The organism is Pedobacter aquatilis (assembly GCF_032678405.1).
Lineage (GTDB): Bacteria > Bacteroidota > Bacteroidia > Sphingobacteriales > Sphingobacteriaceae > Pedobacter > Pedobacter aquatilis_A.
Window position 1 is genome coordinate 24957 of record NZ_JAVTSJ010000004.1, and the last position, 14821, is coordinate 39777.

Genomic DNA, 14821 nt, shown 5'->3' on the forward strand with positions numbered 1-14821 from the left:
TTAATTGCCAGCTATGGCATTGTAAAAAGCTTCGCGGTAAACTTCGCCAAGGGCAATTTTCTGGTCGGCAATATTAATCCGGTTACGTTCAATACTGTCGATCTTATTTATGGCAATAATAAACGACTTGTGCACCCTGATAAACTGTTTGGCAGGCAATTGCTCTGCGGTTTTTTTCATGGTTTGCAAACTGGTGATTTTTTCTGTTTTGGTGTAGATGATGACATAGTTTTGTAATCCTTCGATGTAAATGATATCGGCCACATTAACGCGGATAAGTTTGTATTCGGTTTTTACAAAAATATAATCTATGGTACTTTCCTTCTCCGGTAATACATTGTCGGTTTTTTCAGGTGTTGACATGCCTTTTAGCAGTAATTGTACTTTTTCAACTGCTTTATAAAAACGTTCGAAAGAAACAGGTTTTAGCAGGTAATCAACGGCATCATTTTCAAATCCTTCGAGTGCGAATTCAGCGTAAGCAGTAGTTAATACCACCAGGCATTTGCCCTTTACAATCTTCATAAACTGCAAGCCATTGAGCTCTGGCATCTGTATATCCAGGAAAACCACATCTGCTTCTCCCTCAATTACCTTATTCAGCGCTTCAATAGGGTTAACGGTACTAAACGTTAATGTTAACGACGGTACTTTTGAAATGTAGTGTTTAAGTACATCAATGGCCAGCGGTTTGTCATCAACAATAATACATCTAATCATAAAGGTCGATTTTTAAATCTACAGTAAAAGCATCCTCCTGCTGGTTAATGGAAAGCTGGTATCGGTTTGGGTAAATCAATTCCAGACGTCTTTTCACATTCACCAGGCCAATTCCGCCCGTCTTATCTTTTTTGGCAATGTTAATCTTATTGTGAAGATGCAAATGAAAAGTTTGTTTATCAATAGTAACTGAAATTTGTATGGGCGTTTCGCTGTTTTTGAATACACCATGTTTAAAGGCATTTTCAATAAAATTGATCAAAATTAAGGGCGCAATTTTTTGCTTGTCAATTACTCCTTTAACACTAAAATCGATATACGAATTCCCTTTTTGTCCAATTCTTTGTAAATCAATAACATTCTTCAGGTATTCTATTTCATTAACCAGGGGCACATAAGGATCGTCGCTTTCGCGTAACATGTAACGCAGCAGTTCAGAAAGCTTGAGCAAAGCATCGGGCGCTTCTTTTGATTGCAGTTGTGTTAGCGAATAGATATCATTTATGGTATTAAAAAGGTAATGTGGATTTACCTGCGATTTTAAGAAAGCCAGTTCGGTTTTAAGTTGTTCCTGTTCAATCACTTCTTTTTCTGCACGGATGTTTCGCCAATCCATCAGGTAACTCAGCAACAGGCCGAGAAATATATTCAGGAAATTGGCTCCTAATGTTACAAGAAAGGCAAAACGAAAATTGAGATCAAGGCTGTAACTTTTCCAACCGATTAAAGGGTAAACCAGTTGCTCCATCAGGTAATACAATGGTGTAAATACAAGGATGCAGCCTAGTAACGAGCAGATGTATTTTAAGGTATTCCTTTTCTTTAAAACATAAGGGACAAGCAGGAGGTAATTTGCATAGAAAAACAAAGCAGAACATGCAATTTGTAATACTTTAACAGGTAATACGATAGATAGAAATAAATGCCAGTCGAATTGTGTGCCTAAAACGCCGGTACCTATCGCTACTAATAAAACCTGTACCAGCACTAATAACCAATAGCCGGAATGCAAATAGAAAAGTAATCTTTTGTTCATGGTTTAAAAGTAACTGAAATTAAATCCTGCAGGAAACGGAATACACTAAAGGGTAAATTTTATTGACAAGAAGGCTATTTGGATACACAAGATTCATTTTTACTTTTTCCGTTCTTATCAATGTAATTCTGGCGTTGGTCAATCGGTTTTTTTTAATGGTTTTCGGATAAGCAGTTTTGGGGAACAAAAAAGCAATAACATGAAAACGATCAAAAACAGCTTACTACTCATAACCTTACTATTTCTTAATAGCATTAGCTTAATGGCACAACAAAAAGTGAGTCAGAATGAAAACATTGGTAATTTTATCCAGGTGTGGGGGCTGGTTAAATACAAATCGGCGAAAAGTATTTCGGGGAATTTTGATGCAGACAAGATTTTTTTAAGCTTAATTGATTCAGTTAAAAAAGCTGATGAAAGGCAGTTCAATCAAATTATGTTAAAATTGATCAGTGATTCTGTCAGAGTGCCTACAAATTATAATAAATCAGACAGTTACCGGTATTTCCAGAAAAATGTAAGCTTCGGCTGGATTAATGGAAAAGGTTACAATAATGCCGTAAGAAAGCAACTTACCGCTTTGTCAAATGCAGCTAATATCAGCGGCAAACACCATTATATCCCAACTGTCTGGTATGAAGGTGATCTCCCTAATGAGGAAAATTATGCTAATTATGCCTTTAATGAGGAGGATATGAACTTGCTGGCATTGGCAAAGGCCTGGAACGCAATAGAATACCTTTTTCCATATAAATATGTAATGGGTAGAAACTGGAAAGATGTTCTAAGGAAAATGATACCGGTTTTCAGACAGGTAAAGAACAGGGCTGGCTATGAAAAAAGTATATTGATACTTGCCGAATCGATTAACGATACGCATGCCGGAGAATTTATGGAGAGCGGGAATATGAAAATGGTGAATGCAATTTTTGATATGAAATATTATCCACCCTTCGAGTACAAAGCCGAACCAAATGGGATCATTGTAAGAAATTTTTTGAATGATTCGCTGGCAAACAGCAGCACGTTGAAAAAAGGAGATGTGATTGTAACCATTAACGGAAAAAAGATAAAACAATGGCTTGAAGAAAGAGCGGTATTGCTTCCTGCTTCAAATGAGGCCGTTAAATACAGGTTGTTAAGTGAATCAGATAACGACAGAGGTGATACTTTTGCTTTCAGTCATCTGGAAAGTCCGGTCCTTAACTTAGAAGTTAACCGTGATGGTACCCTGTTGAATCTACAAGTAGTTTTGCTCGATCGGCAGAACAAATCGGCTATTAAGCTTATCGAAAATCATATTGTAAGTAAACGGGCAAAAGAAAAAAGTATCAGCGGTAAGGAAAATATAGGTGCCGACATTGCTTTAATAAGAGCCGGGAACTTTTTTGAAAAAGACCTGCCAGCTAAAAAAGACCTCGGACAGTTTGCTGCCGAACTAAGGAGCAAAAAAGCAATTATATGCGATATGAGGAAATACCCCCAGGCACCTGGTTTGTTTAGTTACTATCTGCCAAATGCCTTAGGTAAAGCACCTTTTGTATTTGCACGTTATTATTCGGCTTACCTTAATGATCCTGGCGTTTTTAAACTTCGCGAAGCAGTTGAGGATTATATGTATATGCCGAAAGATGGTTCAAAACCAACCGGCGCATTGTATACAGGTAAAATTATTATTTTAACAGACGAAAACACACAAAGCATGGGCGAGTGGTTTTGTATGATGTTGCGTCAGCTGAATAACAACACCACAGTTATTGGCAGCCAAACCGCTGGCGCTGATGGGGATGTTAGAAGATTAACGCTACCAGGCAGCTACAACTTTAGTTTTACCGGTAATGGCATCTTTTATCCTGACGGTAAGGAAACGCAACGCATTGGTATAGTACCTGATATTTATTTTAAGCCATCGGCAAAGCAGTTAACCTTATCAGAAGATCCATTGCTCGACAGGGCTTTGAAATACATCAGGGAGGGTAGGTAAGGTGTATAATAACAGTCTATTTCTCCATGTTTTCCTGTGCAAACTCTGTTGGGCTTTTACCAAACTGCTTTTTAAATTCGATACTGAAATATTTCCTGTCGTTAAAACCTGTAGCGTAGGCCACTTCAGCAATATTTCCGAAATGCTGGCCTAGTAGCTGGGCCGCTTTTTTTAACCTGATAGATTTAATGAAATCATTCACCGATAAATCGGTAAGCGCCCTCATTTTTTTATAGAGCACTGACTGGCTCATGCCTATTTCGGAAGCAAGAAATGGTACACCGAAATCGGGGTCAGTCATGTGTTCTTCTATTATGGCAATTATTTTTTCGAGAAAGTCCTGTTCGGTTTTATTAATGGTTAATACCCTGGGCTCAAGTTTAATAACCTGTGCATACTTCTTTTTAATGGTTTCCCTTGCCGTTATAAGGTTATGGATGTTCAACAATAAAATATTTACATTAAATGGTTTCACAATATAAGCGTCGGCACCATTTTCCAGGCCATTCACCTGATGGATATAAGCGGACCGGGCCGTTAATAAAACAACTGGGATGTGGCTTGTCCTGATATCGGTTTTTAGCTGCCTGCATAGTGTTATACCATCCATTTCCGGCATCATTACATCACTCAGAATCAAATCAGGAATTAAATCAGTGGCGACATTCCAGCCCTCAAGTCCGTTTTCGCACTCAATGATATTATAAGTGCCAGATAATGCATTTTTAATGAAATTTCTGATTTCGGCATTATCTTCAATAACTAAAACAGTAAACTTATTATCATCGCTTTTAAGGTTTTCCTGTGGCACAATTTCAGTGAAGGGTTTAATTGTTTTTTGCAGGTTATAGTTTGCTTTATCGCCACTATGGGAATCATCACTAATAAAATCTTCAGCGCTGAAATGCGCTTTACCTTTTTTCAGAAGCACCCTGAAAGAGGTAAAACCAGGTGTGTCATTTTTTTCTACCTCACTATCCAATTCGATGGTTCCATGATGAAGTGTGGTAATGCGTTTCGAGAGGGATAAACCTAAACCGGTACCTATGTTGGTGTTGGGTGATACCTGAAAGAAATCCTGAAATAAATTCTGCTGGGTTTCTTTGGCAATTCCTTTTCCATTATCTGTAACACTGATGTAAACCTGGTTCTTACCATCAGTTATCCGGAGTTCGACTTTGCCCTTAGGCGAGCAAAATTTAAACGCATTTGAAAGCAGGTTAAACAATACTTTTTCCATCTGCATTTTATCGAAATACAATTCGATTGCCGTGTTTTCCGATTCAAATGTGTAGTTAATCTGGTTGCTTAGCGCAGTGTTTTCAAAAGAGAGAAAAATCTCCTTACAGAATTTAACGATATCACCTTTGTTTACCTGTAAATGTAGTTTTCCGCTTTCGGCCTTTCTGAAATCAAGCAATTCGGTTACCAGGTTCATGAGCCTGTCGGCATTATTTTTTATGGGCAGCAAATCGCGGTTTAGTTCAGGCTCATTTTGGGTTTTATCGATTATTTTTTCGAGTGGTCCAATAATTAAAGTTAGTGGTGTCCGGATTTCATGCGAGATATTGGTGAAAAACTGTAGTTTATGCTCATTGCTTTCCTGCTCATGCTTTAGCATTGCCCTAACCAGTAAATACCTGATTACCACAGAAAGAATGGCGGCGAAAAGGAGCAGGTAAATTAAATAGGCCCACCAGGTTTGATAAAAGGGTGGTAAAACCTTAATCTTCAATTGAGTAGGTTTTTCGGTCCATAAACCATCATTATTGCTACCTCTAATCAGTAAAGTGTAGTTGCCCGGCGATAAGTTGGTATAGCTGGCGGATGGAATCGTGACGTAATTCCAGTTTTTTTCAAAACCTGCCAGCTGATATGCATAGCGGTTTTTGTCGGGTTTGATGAAGTTGAGGACAGTAAAATCAATGGAGAAAACATTCTGACTTGCCTTAAAAGTGATGGTTTTGGTTACACTGATGTTACTGTCCAGTAATTCACCATTATTCAAATCAACAGCTTTGTTAAATAATTTTAAACCTGTGAAAAATGCTTTGGGGATGCTTTCGTTTCGTTTAATGCTTTTCGGATAGAAACTAATCATACCACTTAAGCTTCCGAAGAAAAATTCGCCTTTACTATCTTTTAGGAGGGATTTGTAATTAAATTCATTTCCGGGCAAGCCATCTTTCACATTGTAAATATTGAATGACTTTTCCTGCTGGTTGTACTTGCATAACCCGTTATCGGTACTTATCCATAAATTATGCTGGTCGTCTTCTAAAATACCCACAATATTATTGCTGGGTAAACCATTCGATTTACTGATGCATCGGTAGCTGTGCTGCTCCGTATTTAACCTGAACAAACCATTTCTAAAGGTTCCAAGTAAGATATTGCCATCGCTGTCTTCGCTAATGCAGCTTACTGCATTGTAAGGTAGCCTGGCAGGATCGTCGGAAACACGGGCAACAAATTTATCAGCACCATTTTTTAGCTGATAAACACCTGAATTGGCAGCTACCCACAGATTTTGCTTAGCATCTTCAAAAATGAACTGAACGGCATAGCCTGTTCCGCCAATCCTGTCGCGGGTAAATTTTCCTGTTTCCTTGTCGAAACTATTCAGTCCATTATTGGTACCTACCCAGAACCGGCCTTTACTATCTTCAAAAATAGCCGTGATTTCATCATTGCTGATGGATGAAAGGTCGTTCTTTTTGCTGGTGTATCGGGTAAATGTTTTTGTTTTGGGATCAAATAGGTTAAGCCCACCTAGGTGCGTACCTATCCAAATCCTGTTCTGTTTATCTTTAATGATTGATTTAACCAGATTAGAACTGAGGCTTCTGGCATTATCGGGGTTATTTTTGTAATGGGTGTAGGTATTGCTTTGCCTGTCGAAATAATTTAAGCCCTCACCTTCGGTTCCTATCCATAAATTGTGGTTTACATCTTCCGTTATTGCACTTACCACATTGCTGCTTAGGCCACTCGAAGTTTTAGCGCTGCTATAAATCCTAAAAGGTGTATAATCGGGGTAAACCATGTTAATACCACCATAATAAGTTCCCACCCAGATAATTCCCTGCCTGTCCTGAAAGATGTCGTAAACAGAATTCTGACTGAGGCTGGAAGCGTTGCCGGGCTCATTTTGAACGGTAGTAAAGGTTTTGCTTATGGGGTCGTATATATTTATTCCGTGCAGTGTACCAATCCACAACCGGCCAGTTAAATCGATAATAATTTTCCTGATGTTATTACTGCTGATTCCATTTGCATTCAGGCTGTTATAAGTGTAGGTCGTGATTTTTTCTGTGCCCAGATCGAGCCTGTTTAAACCACTTTGTTTGGTACCTATCCACAGATTTCCATCCCTGTCCTCTGCAAAACTCGTAATGTGGTTATCGATTACTTTATTTATTTCCTCACTGAAAGCTTTAAAATACCTGATTTTGGTATGCCCGTTTTCTAATTTCATGTTGAACAGGCCTTTTGTAGTACTTAACCAGATGGTTCCATTATGGTCTTCGGCAAGGGCGTAAACCTGTTGCGCTTGGTTTTTGTTATAAAAGAAACGTTTAAAACGATAACTGCCTTCCCTTACTAAAAGGTTAAGTCCATTTGTTGTACCTACCCATAAACGGTTTTTTTTATCCTGAAAAATACAATTGATTTTTGAAGCACTTAAACTGGCCGGATCATTTTCCTGATGTAAAATCCTATCGAAGTTATCCTTAGCTTCATTGTATTTATTCAAACCAATCGGGGTTCCAATCCAGAGTGAACCATCTTTTGCAGCTAAAATACTCGAAATGTATTCAGACTGGCTCAGGCTTTTATCGTTATCCTTTTCTCTTTTGTATATTTTAAAGTTTTGTGAGTCGTATTTATTTAAGCCAAAGCGGGTGCCAAACCAGATAAAGCCTTTTGCATCCTGAGCAATAGCCAGAACAGCACTTTGAGAAAGCCCGTTTTCGACATTAAGGTGCTTAAAAGAAATGTTAGTTTGTGCCCGACTAATCAAAAAACAGAACAGCAAAAAAAATAGCAGGCGGAATTTCATGCGCAAAGGATATAGCTTGATTTGGTTATACAGGGATTAAAATTACAATATGTATTTGTTAATAAAATGAATTTATCTGTCCTAAATCAAATTTTATTTTTTATCTGAAAAAAAAGCAGGTAAAAGTTGTTAAAATAGAATTTCACCCCTAATTAGCGAGGATTTTACCCCGCTCAGCACGCTCTATGTCCACAATTTTGAGTTAACCAAATATTAAAGCAAAACCAAACCGTTTAAGCCGATATCCTTTTTCACGAAAACCCCGAACCATGTTCAGGGCAAATTATTGCTATAGGTTGTGCCTGTAATTTTTTGCGATTAACAAACCAATGCTAAATCAACTAAAAAAAATGGATAAACTTTACAAACATTTCAAAACCGGAGAAATGAAGCCAGGTCTTTCTAAATGGCCGGCAGGATTTTTCTTCTTCATTATGCTGCTGGGGTTTACGGCATTTACAGCCATGGCCCAGGGTATTAAAATTTCAGGAACCATTAAAGATACAAAGGGGGAAACTTTACCCGGAGTAAGTGTAAAAATCAAAGGGACATCAAGCGCAGTAATGAGTACCGGAGATGGTAGATTTTCTTTAAGTGTACCTTCTTCGCAAAGCGTACTTGTTTTCTCTTACATTGGTTACGATATAAAAGAGTTAACCGTTGGCACTAGCACTCAACTTGATGTTGTTTTACAAGACCAGAATAACAGCCTGAACGATGTTGTTGTGGTTGGTTATGGCGTACAAAAGAAAGTGAACGTAATTGGGTCTGTAGCCACGATTGATGCAAAATCAATTGAAAACCGTCCTGTTACCAATCTTTCTTCTTCGCTTGGCGGATTAAGTTCTGGTGTTTTCGTACGTCAATCGTCAGGAAAGCCAGGTGCGGATGGTGCAACCATCCGTATTCGTGGAACTGGAACCTTGAACAGCAATAATGCATTAATCATTGTGGATGGGATTGTAGGCAGCATGGATGCCGTGAATCCGAATGATGTGGAAACTGTTTCCATTTTAAAAGATGCGGCAGCTGCTTCTATCTATGGTTCACTTGCGGCCAATGGTGTAATCCTCATTACCACAAAAAGAGGTAAACAGGGAAAAACCACAGTAACCTACAGCGGACTTGGTTCGGTAGCAAAACCAGCTAATCTGCCAACTTTCGTAACAGATTACATTACACATATGCAGCTGGTTAATGAGGGTTATCGTAACCTGGGGCAAACACCAGTGTACACCGATGCAACTATGGCATTGTGGGCGGCTGCTAATGCAAATCCTGATGGTTTCACCGCACAAGGTATTCCTAATTATGTAGCTTATCCGAATACCGATTGGGCTAAGGCAATTTTTGAGAATAACTTCACCCAACAACACAATCTTTCTTTAAACGGTGGTAACGAAAATACCCAATATTTGCTTTCCGCATTTTACATTAACAACCCGGGTACAATGGCAAATACAGGGTCGGATAAATATAACCTAAGAATTAACCTCCAGTCGAAGGTAGCCAAGTTTTTAACAGTTGGAACGCAAACTTTTGCCTCGAAACAAACTTTTGGACTGGCGAGTACTGACAATGCATTTAACTTTTTACGTCAGACTACACCAGGTGTTTACCCAGTTTATAATGGTAAATACGGTTTTCCAGCAGCGGCTGAAGAATCATCAACTGCAAACAATATTTCATCATACTTGTACAGCACCGGGGGAGATGACAATGAAACACGTATAAACACAACCCTTTTTGCAAGGTTCGACATTGTAAAAGGATTAAATTTCGAAACCAGGTTTAACTACCAGGCCCGCCAGGAAGAATCTAACTCACATTCCATTACCAACGAGCGCTGGAACTTTGCCAGCAATACTTTAAAAACTGCTGCGACAACACCTGATCAGCTGAGTACTAGTTACGGTTTTAATAAAAATTACGCTTATACAATTGATAACATCTTAAACTATAAAACAACGATTGCTAAAGTGCACGATATTGCAGTGCTGGCAGGTTACAATCAATACTATTACAACTATTACAACTTTGGGGCGAGTAAAAAAGGCCTGATTGATGAAACCATTACTACGTTAAATGCTGCAACAACGCTAACCTCAGCATCGGGCGATGAGTATGATTATGCTTTACGTTCTTATTTTGGCCGTTTAAACTATGCATTCAAGAACAGGTATTTGCTTGAAGGTGTTTTCAGGTATGATGGTTCTTCCAGATTTTCGGCTGATAACAGATGGGGCTTTTTCCCTGCATTATCTGCCGGATGGCGTATATCAGAAGAACCTTTCATGGAAGGCCTGAATAAATATGTTGGTAATTTAAAACTAAGGGCATCGTGGGGTAAAACAGGTAACAATGCATCAGGAAATTATGATTATCAAGCTGTTTACGGGGCTACAAACTACTCTTATAATGGTTTGCAGTCGACAGGTTTAGTATCTACCAAATTTGCCAATAATGATTTGAAATGGGAAACCACTACCACCACCAATATTGGTTTAGATGGTAACCTGTTTAAAGGTGCCTTAACTTTCGAAATCGATTTATACAAGAAATATACCGATGGTATTTTATTTACACCAACTATCCCTTTAACTACTGGAACAGCAACTGCAGCTACACAGAACATTGCCGAAGTATCTAATAAAGGTGTGGAATTAACCTTAGGTTACAACGGAAAGGAGGGCGATTTTAAATATGGTGTTTCAGGAAACTTTGCTTATAACTTTAACAGGGTTTCAAAATATAAAGGTTTATTAAATGCCGGTTACACCACTGATGCATCAGGAAATACTGTATATACTTCGAACCTTGGCAATGTTTCCAGCGGAAGTTCAAACCGTATTCTGGAAGGCCACGAAATCAATGAATATTACCTTCATACCGTTTATAAAGGTACCGGTAACTATTTTACTGATGGAAAGGTTAATGTTAACGGAGGACCAAAAGACGGTATGATTCGCACGCCAGACGATATGGCCTGGTTAAATGCAATGATTGCTGCGGGATACAGGTTCCTTCCAGCTGATGGCGTTAGCAAGACCAAAATTTATTATGGCGATTTAATTTATGCTGATAACAATGGAGACGGTTTATATGGAAACTCTTTTGATGCCCAGTTTTTAAACAAATCATCAACACCAAGGTATAATTATGGTTTCAGTTTAAATTTATCTTATAAAAATATTGATATGTCTATGCTGTGGTCGGGAAGTGCAGGCATGTGGTATTACTGGAATGCTACCGGATATAACAACTCTATCGTTTCATTAGGTAATGCGGTAAGTACATTAATTGCCCAGGATCACTATTATTACAATGATGCAAACCCGGCAGATCCGGCAAATAATATCACGGCGCATTATCCTCGTTTGAAAAATACTACCGACGCACAGAATGCGGCTGTTGCAAGTGATTTTTACCTGTATAATGCATCGTACCTGAAGCTGAAAAACCTGCAGATAGGATATACACTTCCTGAGAAGATTTCTAAAAAAGCTTTAATGAGCAGGGCGAGAATTTACGTGTCAGGAGAAAACCTGTGGACGATCACTAAATACCCGGGCTTAGATCCTGAAATTGGTTCAGGAATCGGCTATCCAACCATGCGCCAGTATTCGGTAGGATTAAATGTTACTTTTTAACCATTCAGAAAGATTAAAATGAAAAAGATATTTACCATAATACTTACACTTGCAACTTTAGCAGGCTGTAAAAAAGATTTGCTGGAAACGGCACCATATTCACAGGTCGCATCGGAAACAATGTGGACTACAGATAACCTTACCGATCAGGGCGTAACCGGTGTGTACGCATTGCTGAGGTACGGAATCCAATCGGGGGGTGCTTCAGGACTGGAGCTTTATCAAATGGATGCATTAGGTTTTACCGGGCAAACAACCGGAGCCGAGTCATTATTATCGGGCACCATTACGGCCTCTAATGGCTATTTCAGTTCGCACTGGCAAAACTTATATGAAGGTATACAAAGGGCAAACGATGCCATTAAAAATATCCCTTTGAAGTCGCCTTCATCTGCTGAAAAGAAGGCCAGGTATATTGCAGAGTGTAAATTTCTAAGAGCTTATTTCTATCTGAGGTTAAATCAGTTGTATAAAGGGGTGCCAATATACCTTGAGCCATTTACTGCTGCTGAAGCCACGAAAGCACGTTCATCCGAAGCTGAAGTCTGGACGCAGGTGGTAAGCGACCTTAGTGCGGCAATTGCCGAACCAAATCTTCCAGACAGATACCAGAGTGGTAATGCATTGTATGGCCATATTACGAAGGGTGCAGCCTATGCATTAAGAGGTAAAGCTTACTTATATACACAGAAATGGGATCTGGCTGCTGCTGATTTCAGCAAAGTTAAAGATGCCGGTTACACTTTGTTTGCCAGTTATGCAAACCTATTTAAAACGGCTAATGAGCAGGCCAGCGAAATGATCTTCTCCATTCAGAATATTGGTGTTTCCGGTTTCGGTTCGGACACGCAGTTTTATTGCGGAACACGTTCTTCTTTCGGCTCTTGCTGGAATACCTATCACGTTTCACCTAACCTTGTCGATTTATATGAAAATGCCGATGGTTCCAAATTTGACTGGAATGTTGCCATTCCCGGTTATTCCGCTTTAACTGTTGCCGAACGTGAAGTTTATTTTTTAAGAAACAATCTAACAGCCGCAGAAATCACAGCAGCAACAACAAGGGGAGCAAAGATGAGTCTTTATTTACCTACGGGAAATGAGGCACGCCTGCTTGCTGCCTACACAAACCGTGACCCGCGTTTAGCTGCAAATGTAATTACCCCATATGCTACTTATGTGGGGGTATTTGCGGGGGCTAATGCTGTAGTAACTTCAAGATGGCCTTACCGTGCAGAGGCAGCCACAAACGGCGATTTACGTACCGATACGCAGAGTTTGTTCTATTACCTGTATAGAAAATATGTTTACGAAGGAACAGCGGAAACACCTGCGAGGGATTACGGGCCTACCGACATGGTTTTAATCCGCTATGCCGATGTGCTTTTAATGTGGGCTGAAGCACTTAATGAGCAAGGTTTAACCAATGAATCGATAGCAAAGGTAAACGAGGTAAGGGCCCGTGCCGGTGTAGCCTTATTGCAGAATACCAACGGAGCGTTGCCAACTTTTGTGTCGAGCCAGGCCGATTTAAGAGAAAGAATCCGTAACGAGCGCAGGGTTGAGTTCCCGAATGAAGGTATCAACTTCTTTGACGAGATGAGGTGGAAAAGCTGGAAAGATAAAGTTTTTTATGCCGGAAACGGTGTAAAACAAGCCTGGGGAAAAGTAGTATATGCTTATTCCTTTAAAGGTGATTATTTATACAATTGGGCTATTCCTGCAGTAGAAATCGAGCGAAATCCAAACCTTACACAAAACCCGGGCTGGATAAATTAAATAGTTATTTTGGTTAGTTTTAGGTCGCCATGGCGGTGGCGGCCTTTTTTAAATTTTAAACTCCCTATGAAAAATCTTTACTTTTTATTTTTGATGTTGATGGCTTTTAGGTTAAATGCACAGCAAAAAAGTTTCGTAAAGATTGATAAAACAGACAATGAAAAAACAATTATTGCCAAGGCAGCAAGGGTAGTTCCTACGCCAAGGCAATTGCGGTGGCAGCAACTGGAATTAACAGCATTTTTTCATTTTGGGATAAACACCTTTACCAATAAAGAATGGGGCGATGGGAAAGAAGATATTTCCATATTCGATCCGGAGCAGCTCGATGCCGAACAATGGATAAAAGTAGTTAAGGATGCCGGCTTCAGGCAGGTTATCATTACGGCGAAGCACTACGATGGCTTTTGCCTCTGGCCGAGTAAATACACCACACATACCATCGAACATACACCATACAAAAATGGTAAGGGCGACATCGTTAAAGAGGTTGCCAATGCTTGCAGGAAATATGATATAGGGTTTGGAATTTACCTCTCTCCATGGGATAGAAACTCCGCAACATATGGTTCCGATGATTATAATACCTATTTCACCAATCAACTCAGGGAATTACTAACGCAATATGGAAAAGTTGATGAAGTTTGGTTTGATGGTGCCAATGGAGAAGGCCCTAACGGGAAAAAACAAGTTTACGATTTTAACAGCTGGTATGCACTTATCAGAAAACTTCAGCCGCAAGCCGTTATTGCTGTTCAGGGGCCTGATGTACGTTGGGTAGGAACAGAATCGGGTGTAGGTAGAGAGACAGAATGGAGTGTTTTGCCAGTGGCTGAACAAAGTCAGGAAAAGATAGCAGCATCCTCTCAAAAAGATGTTAATGTAATTCCGGGTGTTTTAGGTAGTTATAAAGATCAGGACAGGGGAAGCCGTTCGAAAATTATGAATGCCGCAGGTTTGGTATGGTACCCGGCTGAAACGGATGTCAGCATCCGACCTGGATGGTTTTACCATCCCGCAGAAGACCATAAGGTTAAAACAGCCAGGGAATTGATGAATATTTATTTTACGTCGGTTGGTAGAAATGGCGTTTTGCTTTTAAATATTCCTCCTGATACAAAAGGATTGATCGCCGAAAGCGATGCGAAAAATTTAGCCGCTTTTGCTGAACTTTTAAAAACCACATTTAATCATAACCTGATTAAGGATGCTGAGCGGAATGGCCTTTATGGCAACAAACTCAATAGGCTTTATGATGGTAAACCTGAAACCAGTATAACCCCTTCGGCTAATGACAGCACATTATCAATTGAATTTTCGTGGAAAGAGCAAGTCCGGTTCAATATTCTGGCGCTACAGGAAAATATCGCCCTTGGCCAGAGAATAGAAAAGTTTTCAGCTGAATATTTTGACGGTAACGAATGGAAAACGTTTGCAAACGGTACTACTGTCGGATACAAGAGACTGCTGAAATTCGAAGAAATCAACAGCAATAAAGTAAGGTTTAAAATATTGTCTTCAAGACTGAATCCGGTACTTTCGGAATTTGGGTTATATTATTTAAAACCGGATGAATATAAAAACTAAAT

7 protein-coding genes are annotated in these 14821 nt (G+C 39.4%); 4 read left to right on the forward strand and 3 right to left on the reverse strand.

Annotated features, from left to right (window positions below; translation table 11 throughout):
- Together R2R71_RS11740 and R2R71_RS11745 are read right to left on the reverse strand one after the other, a co-directional pair.
- On the reverse strand, positions 1-720 hold the full coding sequence (locus R2R71_RS11740) for a LytTR family DNA-binding domain-containing protein (RefSeq protein WP_316831460.1): 720 nt from the start codon (positions 718-720) through the stop codon (positions 1-3).
- Positions 713-1756: a sensor histidine kinase gene (locus R2R71_RS11745; RefSeq protein ID WP_316831461.1), complete on the reverse strand. Its 1044-nt coding sequence runs from the start codon at positions 1754-1756 to the stop codon at positions 713-715. Before R2R71_RS11745 ends, R2R71_RS11740 begins: the two co-directional genes overlap by 8 nt.
- Positions 1757-1955: 199 nt before the next feature.
- Between R2R71_RS11745 and R2R71_RS11750 the strand changes: the two genes are divergently transcribed.
- Positions 1956-3740, forward strand: coding sequence for a S41 family peptidase (locus R2R71_RS11750; protein WP_316831462.1), 1785 nt, complete (start codon positions 1956-1958; stop codon positions 3738-3740).
- Positions 3741-3756: 16 nt separating this feature from the next.
- Here the strand turns inward: R2R71_RS11750 and R2R71_RS11755 are convergent, their stop codons facing one another.
- On the reverse strand, positions 3757-7803 hold the full coding sequence (locus R2R71_RS11755) for a two-component regulator propeller domain-containing protein (RefSeq protein ID WP_316831463.1): 4047 nt from the start codon (positions 7801-7803) through the stop codon (positions 3757-3759).
- A gap of 350 nt (positions 7804-8153) precedes the next feature.
- On the opposite strand from R2R71_RS11755, the gene R2R71_RS11760 reads away from it, so the two are divergent.
- The 3 genes from R2R71_RS11760 to R2R71_RS11770 all read left to right on the forward strand — a co-directional run bounded on the left by R2R71_RS11760 (position 8154) and on the right by R2R71_RS11770 (position 14819).
- A complete protein-coding gene (locus tag R2R71_RS11760; RefSeq protein ID WP_316831464.1) occupies positions 8154-11453 on the forward strand; it encodes a TonB-dependent receptor in 3300 nt (1099 codons plus the stop codon).
- An 18-nt stretch (positions 11454-11471) separates the two neighbouring features.
- On the forward strand, positions 11472-13232 hold the full coding sequence (locus tag R2R71_RS11765; RefSeq protein ID WP_316831465.1) for a RagB/SusD family nutrient uptake outer membrane protein: 1761 nt from the start codon (positions 11472-11474) through the stop codon (positions 13230-13232).
- 66 nt (positions 13233-13298) lie between these two features.
- Positions 13299-14819, forward strand: a complete 1521-nt coding sequence (locus R2R71_RS11770) for an alpha-L-fucosidase (protein ID WP_316831466.1) — start codon at positions 13299-13301, stop codon at positions 14817-14819.
- Positions 14820-14821: the final 2 nt, after the last annotated feature.

Bases quoted from the DNA above. Each gene is read 5' to 3' on its own strand.
- R2R71_RS11740 (WP_316831460.1), bottom strand. From the start codon at position 720: ATGATTAGATGTATTATTGTTGATGACAAACCGCTGGCCATTGATGTA.
- R2R71_RS11745 (WP_316831461.1), bottom strand. From the start codon at position 1,756: ATGAACAAAAGATTACTTTTCTATTTGCATTCCGGCTATTGGTTATTA.
- R2R71_RS11750 (WP_316831462.1), top strand. From the start codon at position 1,956: ATGAAAACGATCAAAAACAGCTTACTACTCATAACCTTACTATTTCTT.
- R2R71_RS11755 (WP_316831463.1), bottom strand. From the start codon at position 7,803: ATGAAATTCCGCCTGCTATTTTTTTTGCTGTTCTGTTTTTTGATTAGT.
- R2R71_RS11760 (WP_316831464.1), top strand. From the start codon at position 8,154: ATGGATAAACTTTACAAACATTTCAAAACCGGAGAAATGAAGCCAGGT.
- R2R71_RS11765 (WP_316831465.1), top strand. From the start codon at position 11,472: ATGAAAAAGATATTTACCATAATACTTACACTTGCAACTTTAGCAGGC.
- R2R71_RS11770 (WP_316831466.1), top strand. From the start codon at position 13,299: ATGAAAAATCTTTACTTTTTATTTTTGATGTTGATGGCTTTTAGGTTA.